This is a genomic window from Pseudonocardia sp. HH130630-07, assembly GCF_001698125.1.
Lineage (GTDB): Bacteria > Actinomycetota > Actinomycetes > Mycobacteriales > Pseudonocardiaceae > Pseudonocardia.
The window spans coordinates 5,314,383-5,332,399 of record NZ_CP013854.1 but is presented as its reverse complement, the minus strand read 5'-3'; the positions used below and the strand labels follow the sequence as shown (position 1 = coordinate 5,332,399).

The window sequence follows — 18,017 nt, the reverse complement described above, 5'->3', positions numbered from 1 at the left end:
GTCCTCCTCGTCCGGACGGCGACACGGCGGACGTGCCGCCGGTACCCGACACCCCGTCGACCGTCCTAACACGAGGGTCGAGAACCGGTCAACGCGCCACGGACCGCCAGGGTACGGGCGGGCAGGGACACCGTCCGTGACGGCGGTACCCCTCTCGATCGGGGCGGGCGGCGCCGTCTGTACTGGTGCTCACGGCGGTCGGTGGCAGAGGACGGAACCCATGGCCTGGAGCACCCGCGAGATCGCGGAGCTCGCCGGCACCAGCGTGCGCGCGGTCCGGCACTACCACGAGATCGGGCTGCTGCCCGAGCCCGGCCGCCGCCCGAACGGCTACAAGCAGTACGGGGCCGACCACCTGATCCGGCTGCTGCGGATCACCCGGCTGACGGCGCTCGGGTTCCCGCTGTCCCGCATCCCCGCCGAGGACGACAGCGGGGCCCCGGACACCGACGCCGCGCTCCGCACCCTCGACACCGAGCTGGCCGCCACCCTCGACCGGCTGCACCGGACCCGTGCGGAGCTGGCGGCGATACTCCGCCACGAGACGGCCGTGGACCTGCCGCCGGAGTTCCGGCCTGCCACCGGGGTGAGGTTCTCCGACGCGACCCGGGCGACGATCGCGGTGCTGGCCCGGACGCTGCCGCCCCGGGACCGCGCGGCGTACGGCGCCGTACTGCGCGGCTACCGGCCGGATCCGACCGACCGGGAGTTCGAGGACCTCCCCGACGACGCCGGCGTCGACGCCCGCCAGGACCTCGCCGAGCGGATGGCACGGCACGTCCGGGCCCTGTACGCGTCGCACCCCGAGCTCGTCGCGCCGCACCGGGACGCACCCGTCCGGGACCGTGCGGTCGCCCGGACGGCGGCCGTCGCCCTGCGCGGGCTCTGCCGGCCCGTCCAGCGCGACGTGCTGCGCCGGCTCGGGCGGGAGCTGCACCGTGACCCGGTGCCGGGCGGGGAGCCGCACACCCCCGGGGACTACGCCCCGGCAGCGGTCCCCGCGGGCCGCGGCGGGGCACCGGGCGGGACGGCCGGACGGACCCGGGCCGTCGCCGCCGGACGCACCGGGACCGGCGGTCCGCCGGCCGGAGTGGGCCGGGGCCGCGCGGTGAGCTGGGCGACCAGGGTGGCGACGAGCGCGTCGACCGACGGGTAGCGGCCGTCCGGCAACGGCGCGAGCTGGTTGCGCAGCATCCCGCTCACCCCCCAGGCCTCGGCCTCGGCGATCACCTGCCAGCGGTACGCCGGCCAGTGCAGCCCGGCCAGCACCCGGCGCAGGTTCTCCTGCAGGTGCTCGAACTCCGCGGCGAGGGCCGGCCGGGAGCGGGCCGGTACCGCGGCGCCGGGGGACGCCGTACGAGGGTCGGGGTACTGCACCATTCACCGCCAGGGCCGGTCCGGTCGTGCCCCACCCCGGGGGGCGGGGGAACTCCGCAGGTCAGCGGGACACGTTCGGCGATTGTGGCTCAGAACACACCAGGGCGCCAGTCTCCGCGCCCAACCCCGGGGGTTCTCCCCACTGCCCGGGCTGGGGCGAGCCGGAACGATCGACGCCGTGACCGCTTCCCCGGCTGCACCGCGTGACCTGTCCGACCGTCTCCGTCATCCCGTGCCGCACCTGTTCGTGTACGCGTTCGCGATCGTCCCGGCACTCGCGCTGGTGGCCGCGATCCCGCTGGCCTGGGGCTGGGGCCTCAGCCCGCTGGACGCGGGGCTCGCGCTCGGCATGTACGTGATCTCGATGCTCGGCGTGACGGTCGGGTTCCACCGCTACTTCACCCACCGCTCGTTCACCGCCACCCGCCCGCTGCGGATCGCGCTGGCCGTCGCCGGGAGCCTGGCCGTGCAGGGCCCGGTCCGGCACTGGGTGGCCGATCACCGCAGGCACCACGCGCACGCCGACGAGGAGGGCGACCCGCACTCCCCGTGGCGCTACGGCACCTCACCGGCCGCGCTGGTCCGCGGGTTCTGGCACGCGCACATGGGCTGGATCTTCGACCGGTCGCTCACCGACCAGCGACGGTTCACCCCGGACCTGCTGGCCGATCCCGACATCGACCGGGTGCACCGGTGGTTCAGCGCCCTCACCGTGCTGTCGGTGTTCGGGCCGGGCCTGGTCGGTGGCCTGGTGACCGGTACCTGGTGGGGCGCGTTCACCGCGTTCTTCTGGGCCGGGCTCGTCCGGGTCGCCGTCTCGCACCACGTCGCCTGGTCCACGAACTCCATCTGCCACCTCGTCGGGGAGCGGCCGTGGCGGTCCCGGGACCGCTCCACCAACGTGTGGGCGCTGGCGATCCCGAGCATGGGCGAGTCGTGGCACAACCTGCACCACGCCGATCCCACCTCCGCCCGGCACGGCGTGGGCAGGTGGGAGATCGACCTCTCGGCCGAGACGATCCGGCTCTTCGAACGGCTCGGCTGGGCCACCGACGTCAAGTGGCCGACCGAGCAGCGCCTCGCCCGGATCGCCGCCCGCCCGGAGCCCACGGGACCCGCCCGGAGCTGACGCCGGGAACCTGCAGGATGTGCGCAGTAGCACTCTCGGCAAACTTGCGCGGTGTGCAGGTTTGCCGCGTACGATCGTTGCGTGACGTCAAGTACCCGCTCCCCGGAGGAGACCGCCGCCCACCGCCGTTCCGTGCTGCTACCGCTCAGCGGTCTGCTCATGGCCCTGTTCGTCGGCGTGCTGTCCAGCACGATCGTCTCGAACGCCCTCCCCAGGATCCTCGGTGACCTGGGCGGGACGCAGGCCGAGTACACCTGGGTGGTCTCGGCGTCGCTGCTGGCGATGACGGCGTCCACCCCGATCTGGGGCAAGCTCGCCGACCTCTACTCCAAGAAGATCCTGGTCCAGTCGGCGATCGGCATCTTCCTGATCGGCTCGCTGCTGTGCGGGCTGGCCACGGCGACGTCGCAGCTCATCGGCTTCCGGGTGCTGCAGGGGCTGGGGATGGGCGGGCTGCAGGCGCTCACCCAGGTCGTCATCGCCGCGATCATCACCCCGCGCGAGCGCGGCCGGTACATGGGCTACCTGTCGGCGATCATGTCCGTGGCGGTCGTCGGCGGGCCGTTGCTCGGCGGCGTCATCGTCGACTCGCCGCTCGGCTGGCGCTGGTGCTTCTTCGTCGGCGTCCCGCTGGCGGCGATCTCGCTGCTGGTCCTGCAGCGGACGCTGAACGTGCCGACCGAGCGCCGTGACTCGGTCACCATCGACTACCTCGGTGCCTTCCTCATCGCCGCCGGCGTCTCGGCGCTGCTGCTGTGGACCTCGCTCGGGGGCAAGCAGTTCGCCTGGTCCTCGCCGACCTCGCTCGGGCTGATCGGCGGCGGGATCGTGGCCCTGGTGCTGGCGGTCGTCGTCGAGCGGCGGGTCAAGGACCCGGTCGTGCCGCCGTTCCTGTTCCGGGACCGCACGTTCGTGCTCGCCACCGTCGCGAGCCTGTTCGTCGGCGTCGCGATGTTCGGCTCCACGATCTTCCTCTCGCAGTACTTCCAGCTCGCCCGCGGCGCCACGGCGACCGAGGCCGGTGTCCTCACCCTGCCGATGATCATCGGTATGTTCCTGGCCTCGAACGTCGCCGGACAGCTGATCAGCCGCTACGGGCGCTGGAAGCGGTACCTGGTGCTCGGCGCCGCGCTGCTCACCGCCGGTCTCACGGTCGGTGCTCTGGTCATCTCCTCGACCGTGCCCTACTGGCAGGTCGCGGTCGCGATGGGGCTGGTCGGCCTCGGCGTCGGCATGACCCAGCAGAACCTGGTCCTCGCCGTGCAGAACACGGTCGCGATGCGGGACATGGGCGCGGCCAGCTCCACGGTGACCTTCTTCCGGTCGCTCGGCGGCTCGGCCGGTGTCGCCGGGCTGGGTGCGCTGCTGGCCTCGGTGGTGGCGAGCCGCACCGCGTCCGGGCTGGCCGACGCCGGTATCGACGGCGGCGGCGCCACCCAGGGCGGCCAGGTGCCGAACCTGGCACAGATCCCCGAGCCGGTGCGCTCGATCGTGATGGACTCCTACGGGCACGCCATCGCGGAGATCTTCCTGGTCGCCGCCCCGCTGGGGCTGCTCGCGCTGATCGCGATCCTGTTCCTGCGCGAGCGTCCGCTGCGCGACACCCTGGACCTGGAGCCCACCCCGGACGAGGGCGCAGCCGCCCCCGCGGCCACGGCGCCGGTCCCGGCCGCCGCCGCGTCCGCACCGGCCGGTGCCGCGGCGCCGGCGGGGCCGATGCTGCACGGCGTGGTCCGCGCCGACGGCGTCCCCGCCGCGGGCGCCGTGCTCACGGTCCTCGACCGGAACGGCGGCGAGCTCGGCCGGACCCGCGCCGACGACGGCGGCAACTACCGGATCTGCGTCGCCACCGGCACCGTCTCCACGGTGTACCGATGGGCCGGACGGCCCGCCGCGCACCGGCTGACCGTTCCGGACCAGGGCCTGCGTTTCGACGTCGACCTGGCCCCGGCACCCGGTCCCGCGCGTCCGGAGATCGTCTCGGTCATCGACTCGCCAGCCCGGACGAACGTGGGGGCCGACCGTGGGTGAGCCGCAGCCGCCCGGTCGGCGGGAGCGCAAGAAGGCCGCCACCCGGGCCGCACTCGCCGCCGCGGCGCTGCGGCTGTGCAGCGAGCACGGTCTGGACCAGGTCACCGTCGAGCAGATCGCGGACGCCGCCGACGTCGCCCCCCGCACCTTCTTCAACTACTTCACCTCGAAGGAGGAGGCGATCGTCGCGGGGAACGCGGCGGCCGCGAGCACGCTCGTCGCCGCGTTCACCACCCGGCCGTCCGGCGAGCCGGTCGCCGAGTCACTGCGCCACGCGCTGCGCGCCGTCGTCACCGACCCGGGCTACCTCGACCGGGTCCGGCTGCTGCGGGCACTGAGCGGGCACCCCACGGTCGTCGCCCACCAGCTCGCCGCGTTCGCCGCCCAGGAACGGGCCCTGGCCGCCGCGGTCGTCGACCGCACCGGCATCGACCCGGCCCGGGACCTGTTCCCGACGCTCGCCGCGGCGGCCGCCGTCACCGGGCTGCGGGTCGCCGTGCAGCACTGGCTGGGCGACCACGGGACCGATCCGCGGGCACCGGAGCTGGTCGGGCTGGTCGACGAGGTCATGGCCGTGTTCGACCGCGGCCTGCGGACCGTCGACCCGGTTCCGGCCGCCGTCTGACCCCGGCCCGGTGGTTCAGCCGCCCGTCGAGCGGACGAAGTCCAGGACCCGCTCGCGGAGCAGCTCCGCGGCCACCGGGTCGTACTCGGGTGCGGCGGGCTCGGCGAACAGGTGCCCGGCGCCCGGTTAGCGGACGAGTGCGCCGTCCGCCGCCGAGGCGAGCAGAGCGCGGGCGGCGTCGGCGTCCCCGTCGTCGTCGAAGTAGGGGTCGGCGTCGCCCGCGTGCACACGCACCGGGACGCCGGCCGGCCACCCGGCGGGCTCCGGTGGGGGCAGGCAGGCGTGGCACAGCACCGCCCCGAGGACACCGGGCCGGGTCGCGGCGAGCTGCTGGGCGGGGACGACGCCGAGGGAGAACCCGAGCAGTACCTGCTCCGGCGGGAGCGTCGCGAGCACGGACTCCGCGCGCTCGAGCAGCACCCCGGAACCGACCGAGGCGGCGTGCGCCACCCCGTCGGCGACGGACCCGAAGGTCCGGCCGGCGAACAGGTCCGGCACGGTCACCTCGTGACCGGCCCCCGTCAGGGCCTCGGCGAAGCCGAGCACACCGGCCGTCCGGCCCAGTGCGTGGTGCAGGACGACGATCCCGGTCATGCCGCGCGACCCTACCGGTCGGCCCTCAGGTCGTCCGGCGGCCGGACCAGCGGGGTTCGACGGCGGCCCAGTCCAGCTCCCAGGCCCGCGCGTAGCGCAGGGCGGTGCGCCGGAAGCCGGCCCGCCCGAGGACCACCAGAAGCACACCCCACGCCACGCTCGTCAGGAAGCCGGCGCCGACGGCGACGGTCATCGCGTCCGACGCGGTCGCCGGCGCCACGGTGAGGCGGCCGTCGCGGTCCAGCCAGACGGTGACCTGTTCGCCGGCACCGTAGAGACCCGGGAACGACGTGGCCCCGGTCTGCCGGGTGCCGTCGCGTGCGGTCCATTCGACGGCGAGGGTCTGCTGCCCGGTGTACATCTCACCGGCCGGGCCCACCGGGCCGGTCACCACGGCCGGGACCGCCGTGCGCTCGGCCGCCTCGGCGGCGCCCCGGTCCAGTACGGTGCCGTGTGCGGACGCACCGGCGCCCCAGGCGCAGACCAGCCCCAGCACCGCGAGCAGCCCCAGCACGACGGCGAGCACGTCCTCCCGGCGGGAGGCGGAACATCGCAGGGCGGCGGCGCTGACCGGTACCGCCCGCGGGCCGGTCCGGTCCGGGCCGTCGGCAGTGCGCATCGTTCCTCCTGGACCGTGACGGGGGTGGGGCCGCACCGCTGAGCGGACCCACCCCCGACGACTACCCGGGTTCGTTGCGCTCGGAAATACCCCCGGGACCGAGATCACGCGTGACGCGGTCCACGCCACCCGGCCGGCCCAGCGGCCGGCTCAGGCCGTCCCGGCCGTGCGCCGCGGCAGCACCCAGTTCGGGCGCGGGAAGTGGCAGGTGTAGCCGTAGGGGTACTTCTGCAGGTAGTCCTGGTGTTCCGGCTCGGCCTCCCAGAAGTCCCCGGCGGGCTCGACGTCGGTCGTCGCCCGGCCCGGCCACAGGCCGGAGGCGTCGACGTCGGCGATGGTGTCCAGCGCCGTCCGCCGCTGCTCGTCGCCGTCGTGGAAGATCACCGACCGGTAGCTGCGCCCGATGTCGTTGCCCTGCCGGTCCTTGGTGGACGGATCGTGGATCTGGAAGAAGAACTCCAGGATCTCCCGGTAGCCGATCTGCTCGGGGTCGAACACGATCTCCACGGCCTCGGCGTGGTCGCCGTGCCGGCGGTAGGTCGCGTTCGGCGTGTTCGGGTCGCCCGAGTAGCCGACCCGGGTGGAGACGACACCGGGGCGTTGCCGGAGCAGCTCCTGCACCCCCCAGAAACATCCACCGGCCAGGATGGCGGTCTCGGTCATCGGTCCCTCCCTCTCGTCGGTTCCGGTCGCTTCAACGTGCGGTGCCGCGGTGGTGTTCCGCCGGGCGGGGGCCCGAGCCCCGGCCGAGGCCGTCAGCACCCCGGCGACCACCACCACGCCGGCGGCCAGCTCGACCGCCGACGGCCGCTCCCCCAGCACCAGTACGGCGAGGCTCATCCCGACGACCGGGACCAGCAGCGAGTGCGGTGCGACCAGCCCGGCCGGGTAGCGGCGCAGCAGGGCGGTCCAGATCCCGGTCGCGACCACGGTCGCCGCCACCGAGAGGTACACCAGCGCACCGAGCGCGGGCAGCGCCGCCGTGGCCAGTGCACCGCCGAGCGCCACCCAGCCGGTGGCGGGCCCCTCCACCACCGCGGACGCCGCGAGCAGCGGGACCGGCGGGACGACCGTCATCCACATCGTCAGGTGCAGCGGGTTGACCTCGGTGCCGTCGCGCTGGGCGAGCCTGCTGCACAGGTTGCCGGCCGCCCAGCAGAGGGCGCCGAGCAGGGTCAGCAGCACCGGCAGCACCGGGGCCGACTGCGCGCGGGCCAGCGCGATCGTCGCCAGTCCGGCGACGGCGACCAGCACGCCGAGCCACTGCCGCCGCGAGGCCCGCTCGCGCAGCAGCAGCGCGCCGAGCACGAGGGTGAACGGCCCGGACGCCTGCAGCACCAGCGACGCCAGCCCGGCCGGCATCCCGGCGTACATCCCGAGGAACAGGAAGAGGAACTGCAGCGTCCCGAAACCGAGCCCGAAGCCGAGCAGCCAGCGCAGCGGCACCCTGGGGCGCGGTACGAGCAGCAGCGTCGGCACGGCGAGCACGAGCATCCGCACCCCGGCGAGGAACACCGGCGGGAAGTACTCGAGCCCGACGTCGATGGCGATGAAGTTCGCGCCCCACAGCACCGCGACGACGACGGCGAGGGCCCGGTCCCGGACGGTCACCTCCCGAGCCTGCCGCACCACGCCCGGCGATCGCGAACCTGATTCCCTTGATTGCGCAACGACACATCGCCCGTCACATCCGGATTCGCGCAATCGGTTGTCCAGCAGTTCCTACCACAGGGCCGTCGCATGAAATAGACGACGATCCGGCACAGTGAGGTGTTCTCAGTAGCGTGGTGATCATGTTGTGCGGTCGTATTCGGTGTGGAGTAACACGAGCGCGGCTGCGGTGATCGCGCCGGTGCGCCAGGGACAGAGGGTGACTCGCTGTAGCGTTGCGAAGGTGGTCTTGAGCAGGGCGTTTGCTCGTTCGGCGAGTGCTCGGGTGGCTGAGTGCAGGCTGTTGACGGTGCGCTGATCGACTGTTCGGCCGCCGGCGGGGATGGGTTTGATCGGCACGGTGAGTCGGTGGGCCTCACCTTCGTAGCCGAGATCGCCCAGCGCGGCGTGGTCATCATCGATCCAGTGATCGAGGTCTTCGAGCAGACCGGGGTGGGCTCGGGCACAGGTCACGTCGTGTTCGCGCCCGGGTCTTCCCGGGGATGTCCATAGCGGCCATCCATCCGGGGCGGACACGACCTGGACGTTCCCGCCGTGGCGGTGGTGTTTACCCGACCACCACAGGTCGACCCCCGCGGTGGGGCCGAGCGCGCGGCAGCGGTCGGTGGCGATCAGGGTGCCGTCCAGGTGAACGTGGGTGTGTCCGGCGAGGCGGGCGGCGAGCAGGGCACCGTGCAGCCCGGGTGCGGCGCTGGCGAGGACGTCGATGCCTTCGTGCAGGTAGCGATAGGTGGTCGCGGTACTGATCGCGTTGTCGCGGGCCAGGTGCCGGACCCGGGTGGCGTCGCAGAACCAGCGGATCACCAGCACTGCCTGGGCGAACGGGGTCAACGCCCGCCGCCGGGGGCGGGTACCGCGGCGACAGCGTTGAGCGGCCAGAAGCCGAGCCAGGTAGGCCACGGTGTGCTCCCCGATCGGGAGGACAGCGGTGTAGGTGACAGGATCGGACATGCGGGGCCTCGGAGAGTTCGTTGATCTTGGTCGACCAACTGCTCTACCGGGGCCCTGCCCCATGTCCTAGACATCTCCACTCCCTCGGCGTGTCGCAGCGGAACGACCACCACTACTGAGAACACCTCAGTGTCGACTACCCAGCAGACACACACTCCGACGTCCGGAGTGGATTTACATTTCCGGTGGCCCTGCCGACAGTTCTTCGCCAGGCTGGAGGAGATATATCGAAGCTCGTCAGAGGAGCGCTCCGTGCGTACGCACAAGATCGACATCGATCGCGAACCGACCATGGTCCGACTGCTCGACGAGTCGGGTGCACCCGCGCCCGGTGCCGAACTCCCACCTCCCGACGATCTGCTCGACGGGTACCGGCGACTCGTACTGGCCCGCCGGTTCAACGAGCAGGCGAGCGCGCTGGCCCGACAGGGACGGCTCGCGGTGTACCCGTCGTCGCGCGGGCAGGAGGCGTGCCAGGTCGTGGGCGCCCGGGTGCTCGCCGCACGGGACTGGCTGTTCCCCACCTACCGCGACTCCGCCGCGGTCGCGGCACGCGGGGTGGATCCGGTCGAGACGCTGACCCTGATGCACGGTGACCGGCACTGCGGCTACGACCCCGGCCTGCACCGGGTGGCGCCGCAGGCGACCCCGCTGGCCACCCACCTGCTGCACGCGGTCGGCGTCGGCCAGGCCGCCCGGATGCGCGGCGAGGACACCGTCGTGCTCGCGTTGTGCGGGGACGGAGCGACCAGCGAGGGCGACTTCCACGAGGCGTGCAACTTCGCCGCGGTGTTCGCCGCGCCGGTCGTCTTCCTGGTGCAGAACAACAAGTACGCGATCTCGGTACCGATGGACCGCCAGTGCGTCGCACCGTCGCTCGCCGCGAAGGCCGTCGGGTACGGCATGCCGGGCGTCCTGGTCGACGGCAACGACCTCGCCGCGCTGGAGACGGTGCTCGGAGCGGCGGTCCGGCGGGCCCGCGACGGCGGCGGCCCGACCCTCGTCGAGGCCGACACCTACCGCCTCGACCCGCACACCAACGCCGACGACCCCGGCCGCTACCGCAGCGCCGAGGAGGTCGAGACGTGGCTGGCCCGGGACCCGCTGGCCCGGCTGCGCAACCGGCTGCGCGGCACCGGCCGGCTCGCCGACGCCGACGAGGAGCGGGTGCACGCCGAGGCCGAACGAATGGCCACCCGGCTCCGCGCCGGCTTCGCCGAGACCGTCCCGGCGGATCCGGAGGACCTGTTCGCACACGTCTACGCCGTACCCACCACCCAGCTGATCGAGCAGCGGGCGCTCCTGCGGGCCGAGCTGACCGCCGAGGAGGCATCGTGACGACCACGACCACCGGTCCGGTGGACACGGCCACCGGACCGGCCACGATGACGATGGCCCAGGCGATCAACGCCGCCCTGCGCGACGCGATGACCGCCGACGACGCGGTGGTCGTCTTCGGTGAGGACGTCGGCCCGCTGGGCGGGGTCTTCCGGGTGACCGACGGCCTCGCCCGGGATTTCGGCGAGCACCGGTGCTTCGACACCCCGCTCGCCGAATCGGGCATCGTGGGCACCGCGGTCGGAATGGCGATGAACGGCATGAAGCCGATCATCGAGATGCAGTTCGACGCGTTTGCGTTCCCGGCTTTCGAGCAAATCGTCAGCCACGTGGCCAAAATGGGGAACCGTACGCACGGACGCACCCGGCTACCCTTGGTCATCCGCATTCCCTCGGCTGGCGGAATCGGTGGGGTCGAGCACCACTGCGATTCTTCGGAGGCCTACTACGCGCACACGCCCGGCCTGACCGTCGTCGCCCCGGCGACCAACGCGGACGCCTACGGGCTGCTGCGGGCGGCCGTCGACCATCCGGACCCGGTCGTCTTCCTCGAACCGAAGAAGCTGTACTTCGGCCGCTCCGAGGTCGACACCGGCGTGCCCGTGCCACCGATCGGACGCGCCGTCGTCCGTCGGCCGGGGCGGGACGCGACGCTCATCGCCTACGGCGCCTCGGTGCCGGTCGCGCTGGCGGCCGCCGCACAGGCCGCCACCGAGGGACGCGACCTCGGTGTCGTCGATCTGCGGTCGATCGTCCCCTTCGACGACGAGACCGTCTGCGCCGAGGTCGCCCGGACCGGGCGGGCGGTCGTCGTGGCGGAGGCGCCCGGCTTCGCCTCGGTCGCCTCCGAGGTCGCCGCCCGGGTGACCGAACGCTGTTTCCACCGCCTCGAGGCTCCGGTGCGGCGGGTCACCGGCTTCGACGTCCCCTACCCTCCCCCGGCGCTCGAACGGCTCCACCTGCCCGGCGTCGACCGGGTCCTCGACGCGGTGGACACCCTGCAGTGGCCGTCGGGCGCGCGGTGAGCACCCGGATCTTCGCCCTTCCCGACCTGGGCGAGGGACTGACCGAGGCCGATCTCGTCCGCTGGCTGGTCGCACCGGGCGACACGATCGCCGTCGACGCCCCGGTGGCCGAGGTCGAGACGGCCAAGGCGACGGTCGAGGTCCCGTCCCCGTTCGCCGGGGTCGTCGCCGGGCTGCACGCCGACGAGGGCAGCACCGTGGCCGTCGGGGCCGCGCTGGTCTCGGTCGACGACGGCTCCGGGGCGGACGGCGCCGACGGAGCGGAGCAGGAGGGGTCCGGCAGCGTCCTGGTGGGCTACGGCACCTCGGCGCCACCGTCGTCGCGACGCCGGCGCGCACCGGTCGCCACCACGACCGGGCCGGGCCGGCCGGCCGTGCAGTCCCCGTCCGTGCGGAGCCTCGCGCAGGACCTCGGCGTCGATCTCGGCGCCGTCGCCGCGACCGGGCCCGGGGGGCTGATCACCCGGGGCGACGTCGAAGCCGCCGCCGGGACCGGGACGGATCCGGGGACGGACCGCCGCACCGGGCTCGCCGTCCGCCGCCGGGTGCCGTTGCAGGGGCCCGCGGCGCCGCGGCCGAAGCGCTCTCGCGCAGCCGGTCCGAGATCCCCGAGGCCACCGTCTGGGTGGACGTCGACGCGACCGCCCTGCTGGAACTCCGCGAGCGCACCCGCGTCGACGACGGGGCACCGGGCCTGCTGGCACTGCTGGCGCGCATCGTGCTCGCCGCCCTGGCCGAGCACCCGCAACTCAACGCCCGGGTCGACACCGCGGCACGGGAGATCCAGGAGCTCGACGGGGTCAACCTCGGCGTCGCCACCCCAGACCGGCCGCGGCCTGCTCGTCCCCGCCATACGCGGTGCGCACGCCATGGACCTCGCCGGCCTGCACACCGCGATCACCCGGGCCGTCGCCGCGGCCCGGGCCGGCACGGCCACGCCCGGGGACCTGACGTCGGGCTCGTTCACCCTCAACAACTACGGGATGCTCGGCGTCGACGGCAGCGCAGCGATCATCAACCACCCCGAGGCCGCGATCCTGGGCGTCGGCCGGATGTTCCCCCGTCCCTGGGTCGTCGACGGCGCGGTCGTGCCCCGCCGCATCACGCAGCTCTCGCTGGTCTTCGACCACCGCGTCTGCGACGGCGACACCGCCGGCGGCTTCCTGCGGGCCGTCGCCGACGGGATCGAGACGCCCGCCACGGTCCTCACCGAGCCCTGACCGCCGGCCCGGCCCACGCGTCCGGCCGTCCGCCGGGCACCGCCCACACCCCAGGAGCGACACCATGAACGGAGCCACGCCCACCGTCAGCACCACCGTGCGGGACGGGGTCGCCACGATCCGGCTCGACCGGCCGGACCGCAACAACGCCATCGATCCCGCCATGTGCCGGGACCTGCGGGAGGCCACCACCCGACTCGCGGAGGACCCGTCCGTCCGGGTCGTCGTGCTGGGCGGGAACGGACCGCTGTTCACCGCCGGCGGGGACATCACGGTCTTCGCCTCGACGCCGGGCGGGCAGCTGCCCGGCGTGCTGCGCCGGATGGTCGACGACTACCACGCCGCCCTCGACCGCCTGGCCGGCCTGGAGATCCCGCTGGTGGCGGCGGTGCACGGTGCCGCAGCCGGTGGCGGGCTCGGCATGGTCTATGCGGCCGACGTGGCGATCGCCGCCGAGGACGCCGTGTTCACCGTCGGGCACGGCAAGCTCGGGCTGACCCCGGACGGCGGGCTCACCTGGTTCCTCCCGCGGCTCGTCGGGCTCCGCCGGGCCCAGGAGATGCTGCTGCTGCACCGCAAGCTCACCGCGGCCGAGGCGCTCGGCTGGGGGCTGCTCACCCGGGTGGTCCCCGCCGACCGGCTGGAGGACGAGACCGCGACACTCGCCCGCCGGCTCGCCGACGGCCCGTCGGGGGCGATCGGCGGGCAGCGCAGGCTGCTGCGCCACAGTTTCGACACCGGGCTGCGCGAACAGCTCGCCGCCGAGCAGGCGACGATGGTGCACGCGGCGGGCAGCCGGGAGGTCGCGGAGGGGATCCGCGCGTTCACCGAGCGCCGGGCGCCCGACTTCGTCCGGGCGATCCCGGCGCAGGACGCCGGTCAGAGCAACCGGGTGACCTTGTCCAGCCCGGCGTAACGGACCGGGGAGATCTTCACGCTCGCGCCGGAGTACGGGGCCTCGATCATCTTCCCGTCGCCCAGGTACATCGCGATGTGGTAGGTCCGGCCGTTCTCCGCCCAGGAGATCATGTCGCCGCGGCGCATCTCCGAGACCGGCACCTGCTGCCCGGCGTTCGCCTGGTTCCCGCTGTAGCGCGGCAGGTCGATGCCGACCCCGGCGAACGCGTAGAGCATGAGCCCCGAGCAGTCGAAGCCGATCTTGCGGTAGTCGCCGTGGGAGTCGGCGACGCCGCCGTCGCGGATGCCCTTCGTCGGGCCGCGGGAGTTGCCGCCGCCCCAGGCGTAGATGGTGCCGATCTGGGCCATCGCCCGGTCGATCGCAGTCTCGACGGCCCCGGACCCGGTCCGGCGGGGCAGCGGGCCGGCCGACGGCGCCTCCTCCCTGGCGACCCGGGACCGGGCCTCCGCCCGTGCCCGGGCGTCGGCCTCGGCCTGCAACCTGGCCTGCTCGGCCTGCCAGGCGTCGAACCGCTGCCGCTGGGCGCGGAGCCCCGAGTCGGCGTTCTCGGCGGCGTCGAGCCGGGCCTGCACCGCGGCCCGCTCGGCCTGCACCCCGTCGAGGCGGGCCCGCTGCTCGTCGGCGGCCGCCGCTGCGGAGCGCAACGCCTGGTCCGCGGCGGCCGACGCCTGCTCCGCCGACTCCCGCCTGCGGGCCGCCTCCTCCTCGGCCGCACGGGCCAGCGAGTCGGCGTTCGCCTGCGCGATCCGGGCCTGCTCCAGCTGTTCCAGCACGGCCGCCTGGTCCTCGCTGAGCGCGTCGGTCAGCCGGGCGCGGTCCATCAGGTCCTGCGGGTCCGTCGCCCGGGACAGCAGCCCGAGCGCGCCGAGATCCAGGCCGTGGGTGTAGACGTCACCGACGAACGCGTCGAGCCGGGCCCGGGCGGCGTCGACCTCACGACCGGCCTGCTCGGTGGCGCTGCGTGCCTGGAGCGCACGGGCGGCGGCGGCCTCGGCCTCGCGTCCGGCCGCGTCCGCGGTGTCGCGTGCCTCGAGTGCCTCCTCGTTGCGGGCCGCGACCTGAATCTGCAGCTGCTCGGCCTGCGCGTCGAGCTCGGCGAGCCGGGCGGTGAGCCGGCCGACCTCGGCCGAGCGTTCCTGCACGGTCTGCCGGCTGCGGTCCAGCTCGTCGTCACCGGGGTTGGGCGGCGGGGGTGGCGGCTGCGCCGGGAGCACCTCGGCGGCCCGCACCGCGATCCCGGGAGCGGCGGTGGCCGCGGCGCCGACCCCGGGGAGTGCGAGCAGCACCGCCAGCACGGCGACACCCAGGCCCAGCGGGCGACGAACACGCATCGGACGGCCTCCGGACCCGGGTGAAATGGACGGAAATCTGCCGCACTGTGCCACTCGCGTCCCGTTCGCACCGTCCGACACACCGGACACGAGCGGGTGTCGCACGAGCGCGTCAGCCGGCCCACACCCGGGTCGCGCCGCATATAGGACACGCGTACTATTTGCGCCACGAGGGTCCGCACTGCCGCGCCGGACGCGGTGCGCGAGACTCCCGCACGACGCTGGTGAGCACCCGGAGAAGCACCACCCGGCAGGACGCTCACCGCACCGGACTCCGGACACGCCCACCACCACGGGAGGACCACCAAGTGGCCAGCACCGACAGCTTCGGCGCCAGAGGACAGCTCGACGTCGGGGGCACGGGTTACGAGATCTTCCGGCTCTCCGCGGTGGAGGGCTCGGAGCGCCTGCCGTTCAGCCTCAAGGTCCTCCTGGAGAACCTGCTCCGCACCGAGGACGGCGCGAACGTCACCGCCGACCACATCACCGCGCTCGCCGGCTGGGACCCGACCGCCAAGCCCGACACCGAGATCCAGTTCACCCCGGCCCGGGTGATCATGCAGGACTTCACCGGTGTCCCCTGCGTCGTCGACCTAGCGACGATGCGCGAGGCCGTCACCGAGATGGGCGGCGACCCGGCGAAGGTCAACCCGCTCGCCCCCGCCGAGCTGGTGATCGACCACTCGGTGATGATCGACTTCTTCGGGACCGCCGACGCGTTCGAGAAGAACATCGAGTTCGAGTACGGCCGCAACAAGGAGCGCTACCAGTTCCTGCGCTGGGGCCAGGGAGCGTTCGACGAGTTCAAGGTCGTCCCGCCCGGTACCGGCATCGTGCACCAGGTCAACATCGAGAACCTGGCCCGCGTCGTCATGCCCCGGGGCGGGCAGGCGTACCCGGACACCCTGGTGGGCACCGACTCGCACACCACCATGGTCAACGGCATCGGTGTCCTCGGCTGGGGCGTCGGCGGCATCGAGGCCGAGGCCGCGATGCTCGGCCAGCCGGTGTCGATGCTCATCCCCCAGGTGCTGGGCTTCAAGCTCACCGGGGAGATCCCGACCGGTGTGACCGCCACCGACGTGGTGCTCACGATCACCGAGATGCTGCGGCGCCAGGGTGTGGTCGGCAAGTTCGTCGAGTTCTACGGCGAGGGCGTCGGCTCGGTCCCGCTGGCCAACCGCGCCACCATCGGCAACATGAGCCCCGAGTTCGGCTCCACCGCGGCGATCTTCCCGATCGACGCCGAGACCGTGCGCTACCTGAAGCTGACCGGCCGTTCGGCCGAGCAGATCGCGCTGGTCGAGGCCTACGCCAAGGAGCAGGGGCTCTGGCACGACCCGGCCCACGAGCCGGTGTTCTCCGAGACCCTGGAGCTGGACCTGTCGACGGTCGTCCCGTCGATCGCGGGCCCCAAGCGCCCGCAGGACCGGATCGAGCTGTCCGAGGCCAAGCCCGCCTTCCGCAAGTCGGTCCACGACTACACCGACGACGAGGGCGCCCCGCTGACCGGCGTCGACGAGGCGAGCGCGGAGTCCTTCCCGGCGTCCGACGCCCCGGCGCTGTCCTTCGCCGACGACGACGCCGCCCCGGTCGTGCACTCCGCCGCGGACGGCAACGAGGGCCGTCCCTCGAAGGCGGTCACCGTGCGCTCGGAGTCCCGCGGCGAGTTCGTGCTCGACCACGGCGCGGTCGTCATCGCCTCGATCACCTCCTGCACGAACACGTCGAACCCGAGCGTCATGCTCGGCGCCGCCCTGCTCGCCAAGGCCGCGGTCGAGAAGGGCCTGACCACCAAGCCCTGGGTCAAGACGTCGATGGCCCCCGGCTCGCAGGTCGTCACCGACTACTACGAGAAGGCCGGTCTCTGGCCCTACCTCGACAAGCTCGGCTACAACCTGGTCGGCTACGGCTGCACCACCTGCATCGGCAACTCGGGCCCGCTGCCGGAGGAGATCTCGGCCGCGGTGAACGAGAACGACCTCACCGTCGTCTCGGTGCTGTCGGGCAACCGGAACTTCGAGGGCCGGATCAACCCGGACGTCAAGATGAACTACCTGGCGTCCCCGCCGCTGGTCATCGCCTACGCGCTGGCCGGGACCATGGACTTCGACTTCGAGGCCCAGCCGCTGGGCCAGGACCAGAACGGCGACGACGTCTTCCTGCGCGACATCTGGCCCTCGACCGACGACGTCAACGCCGTCGTCGACTCCGCGATCGACTCGGACATGTTCGCCAAGAGCTACTCCGACGTCTTCCGCGGCGACGACCGCTGGCGCGCGCTGCCGACGCCGGAGGGCCGGACGTTCGAGTGGGACCAGAAGTCCACCTACGTGCGCAAGCCCCCGTACTTCGAGGGCATGGCCTCCGAGCCGGCGCCGGTCACCGACATCTCGGGCGCCCGGGTGCTCGCCCTGCTCGGTGACTCGGTCACCACCGACCACATCTCGCCGGCCGGCGCGATCAAGCCGGGCACCCCGGCCGCGCAGTACCTGGACGAGAACGGCGTCGAGAAGAGGGACTACAACTCCTTCGGCTCGCGGCGCGGCAACCACGAGGTGATGATCCGCGGCACCTTCGCGAACATCCGGCTGCGCAACCAGCTGCTCGACGACGTCTCCGGCGGGTACACCCGGGACTTCACCCAGGACGGCGCACCGCAGGCGTTCATCTACGACGCCGCGCAGAACTACGCCGCGGCCGGCACCCCGCTGGTCGTGCTCGGCGGCAAGGAGTACGGCTCGGGCTCGTCCCGGGACTGGGCCGCCAAGGGCACCAGCCTGCTCGGGGTGCGGGCGGTCATCGTCGAGTCGTTCGAGCGGATCCACCGTTCGAACCTGATCGGCATGGGCGTCGTCCCGCTGCAGTTCCCCGAGGGCGAGTCGGCCCGGTCGCTGGGCCTCGACGGTACCGAGACCTTGGACATCACCGGGATCGCCGGGCTGAACGAGGGCACGACGCCGAGCACGGTGCACGTCACCGCGACGAAGGCGTCCGGTGAGACCGTCGAGTTCGACGCGACCGTCCGGATCGACACCCCCGGCGAGGCGGACTACTACCGCAACGGCGGCATCCTGCAGTACGTCCTGCGCGGCATGCTGAAGAGCTGACGCGCACACCACCACGGACGGAGCCCGTCGACCCACCAGGGTCGGCGGGCTCCGTCGTGTCCGGGCGCTCCGCCCGG

14 protein-coding genes and 4 pseudogenes are annotated in these 18,017 nt (G+C 73.3%); 11 read left to right on the top strand and 7 right to left on the bottom strand.

From position 1 onward, the window contains the following. Positions 1-220: 220 nt before the first annotated feature. Positions 221-1,156 (top strand): MerR family DNA-binding transcriptional regulator, encoded by a 936-nt coding sequence (locus AFB00_RS25255; protein ID WP_068799255.1) that lies wholly within the window; start codon positions 221-223, stop codon positions 1,154-1,156. 38 nt (positions 1,157-1,194) lie between these two features. Here the strand turns inward: AFB00_RS25255 and AFB00_RS36440 are convergent. Continuing rightward, a pseudogene (locus AFB00_RS36440) lies at positions 1,195-1,380 on the bottom strand (hypothetical protein); the annotation flags it as partial. Positions 1,381-1,609: 229 nt separating this feature from the next. Between AFB00_RS36440 and AFB00_RS25250 the strand changes: the two are divergent. The 3 genes from AFB00_RS25250 to AFB00_RS25240 all read left to right on the top strand — a co-directional run bounded on the left by AFB00_RS25250 (position 1,610) and on the right by AFB00_RS25240 (position 5,162). Next, positions 1,610-2,506 (top strand): acyl-CoA desaturase, encoded by an 897-nt coding sequence (locus AFB00_RS25250; RefSeq protein ID WP_231974065.1) that lies wholly within the window; start codon positions 1,610-1,612, stop codon positions 2,504-2,506. An 81-nt stretch (positions 2,507-2,587) separates the two neighbouring features. Continuing rightward, a complete protein-coding gene (locus AFB00_RS25245) occupies positions 2,588-4,537 on the top strand; it encodes an MDR family MFS transporter (protein ID WP_231974064.1) in 1,950 nt (649 codons plus the stop codon). Then, on the top strand, positions 4,530-5,162 hold the full coding sequence (locus tag AFB00_RS25240) for a TetR/AcrR family transcriptional regulator (protein ID WP_068799253.1): 633 nt from the start codon (positions 4,530-4,532) through the stop codon (positions 5,160-5,162). The genes AFB00_RS25245 and AFB00_RS25240 overlap by 8 nt, the downstream gene beginning before the upstream one ends. Before the next feature lie 126 nt (positions 5,163-5,288). Here the strand turns inward: AFB00_RS25240 and AFB00_RS25235 are convergent, their stop codons facing one another. From AFB00_RS25235 to AFB00_RS25220, 5 genes and pseudogenes are all read right to left on the bottom strand, one after another. After that, entirely contained in the window at positions 5,289-5,756 is a 468-nt protein-coding gene (locus tag AFB00_RS25235; RefSeq protein WP_197519653.1) for a dienelactone hydrolase family protein, read from the bottom strand. Between the two features lie 25 nt (positions 5,757-5,781). Further along, positions 5,782-6,375, bottom strand: coding sequence for an Rv1733c family protein (locus tag AFB00_RS25230; protein ID WP_068799252.1), 594 nt, complete (start codon positions 6,373-6,375; stop codon positions 5,782-5,784). A gap of 150 nt (positions 6,376-6,525) precedes the next feature. Continuing rightward, positions 6,526-7,038 carry a peptide-methionine (S)-S-oxide reductase MsrA gene (gene msrA / locus AFB00_RS32380; protein WP_083276147.1) on the bottom strand — a complete coding sequence of 171 codons (513 nt, stop codon included), beginning with the start codon at positions 7,036-7,038 and terminating at the stop codon, positions 6,526-6,528. Between the two features lie 36 nt (positions 7,039-7,074). Beyond that, a pseudogene (locus AFB00_RS32375) lies at positions 7,075-7,986 on the bottom strand (EamA family transporter); the annotation flags it as partial. Between the two features lie 180 nt (positions 7,987-8,166). After that, entirely contained in the window at positions 8,167-8,997 is an 831-nt protein-coding gene (locus AFB00_RS25220) for an HARBI1 family protein (RefSeq protein WP_068796054.1), read from the bottom strand. A 291-nt stretch (positions 8,998-9,288) separates the two neighbouring features. Here AFB00_RS25220 and AFB00_RS25215 point away from each other — a divergent pair, with 291 nt between their 5' ends. From AFB00_RS25215 to AFB00_RS25200, 6 genes and pseudogenes are all read left to right on the top strand, one after another. Further along, positions 9,289-10,335, top strand: coding sequence for a thiamine pyrophosphate-dependent enzyme (locus AFB00_RS25215; protein ID WP_068800643.1), 1,047 nt, complete (start codon positions 9,289-9,291; stop codon positions 10,333-10,335). A gap of 53 nt (positions 10,336-10,388) precedes the next feature. Then, positions 10,389-11,360, top strand: coding sequence for an alpha-ketoacid dehydrogenase subunit beta (locus AFB00_RS25210; RefSeq protein ID WP_197519995.1), 972 nt, complete (start codon positions 10,389-10,391; stop codon positions 11,358-11,360). Beyond that, positions 11,339-11,827, top strand: a pseudogene (locus AFB00_RS35865) (biotin/lipoyl-containing protein); the annotation flags it as partial. The gene AFB00_RS25210 and the pseudogene AFB00_RS35865, both read left to right, overlap by 22 nt. Positions 11,828-11,964: 137 nt before the next feature. After that, positions 11,965-12,120, top strand: a pseudogene (locus AFB00_RS35860) (2-oxo acid dehydrogenase subunit E2); the annotation flags it as partial. A gap of 76 nt (positions 12,121-12,196) precedes the next feature. Continuing rightward, on the top strand, positions 12,197-12,580 hold the full coding sequence (locus AFB00_RS35855; RefSeq protein WP_335726583.1) for a 2-oxo acid dehydrogenase subunit E2: 384 nt from the start codon (positions 12,197-12,199) through the stop codon (positions 12,578-12,580). Between the two features lie 64 nt (positions 12,581-12,644). After that, a complete protein-coding gene (locus AFB00_RS25200) occupies positions 12,645-13,496 on the top strand; it encodes an enoyl-CoA hydratase/isomerase family protein (RefSeq protein WP_068799250.1) in 852 nt (283 codons plus the stop codon). Here AFB00_RS25200 and AFB00_RS25195 read toward each other — a convergent pair. Next, the gene (locus AFB00_RS25195) at positions 13,460-14,830 is read right to left on the bottom strand and encodes an NlpC/P60 family protein (RefSeq protein WP_068799249.1); all 1,371 of its coding nucleotides are present in this window, start codon (positions 14,828-14,830) and stop codon (positions 13,460-13,462) included. The two genes, AFB00_RS25200 and AFB00_RS25195, sit on opposite strands and share 37 nt — an antisense overlap. Before the next feature lie 308 nt (positions 14,831-15,138). Between AFB00_RS25195 and AFB00_RS25190 the strand changes: the two genes are divergently transcribed. Further along, the gene (locus AFB00_RS25190; RefSeq protein WP_068799248.1) at positions 15,139-17,940 is read left to right on the top strand and encodes an aconitate hydratase; all 2,802 of its coding nucleotides are present in this window, start codon (positions 15,139-15,141) and stop codon (positions 17,938-17,940) included. The last annotated feature ends 77 nt before the right edge of the window (positions 17,941-18,017 follow it).

Excerpts from the sequence above, each read along its gene's own strand:
- AFB00_RS25220 (WP_068796054.1), bottom strand. The coding sequence starts at position 8,997 with ATGTCCGATCCTGTCACCTACACCGCTGTCCTCCCGATCGGGGAGCAC.
- AFB00_RS25195 (WP_068799249.1), bottom strand. The coding sequence starts at position 14,830 with ATGCGTGTTCGTCGCCCGCTGGGCCTGGGTGTCGCCGTGCTGGCGGTG.
- msrA (WP_083276147.1), bottom strand. The coding sequence starts at position 7,038 with ATGACCGAGACCGCCATCCTGGCCGGTGGATGTTTCTGGGGGGTGCAG.
- AFB00_RS25255 (WP_068799255.1), top strand. The coding sequence starts at position 221 with ATGGCCTGGAGCACCCGCGAGATCGCGGAGCTCGCCGGCACCAGCGTG.
- AFB00_RS25200 (WP_068799250.1), top strand. The coding sequence starts at position 12,645 with ATGAACGGAGCCACGCCCACCGTCAGCACCACCGTGCGGGACGGGGTC.
- AFB00_RS25210 (WP_197519995.1), top strand. The coding sequence starts at position 10,389 with ATGGCCCAGGCGATCAACGCCGCCCTGCGCGACGCGATGACCGCCGAC.
- AFB00_RS25215 (WP_068800643.1), top strand. The coding sequence starts at position 9,289 with ATGGTCCGACTGCTCGACGAGTCGGGTGCACCCGCGCCCGGTGCCGAA.
- AFB00_RS25230 (WP_068799252.1), bottom strand. The coding sequence starts at position 6,375 with ATGCGCACTGCCGACGGCCCGGACCGGACCGGCCCGCGGGCGGTACCG.
- AFB00_RS25235 (WP_197519653.1), bottom strand. The coding sequence starts at position 5,756 with ATGACCGGGATCGTCGTCCTGCACCACGCACTGGGCCGGACGGCCGGT.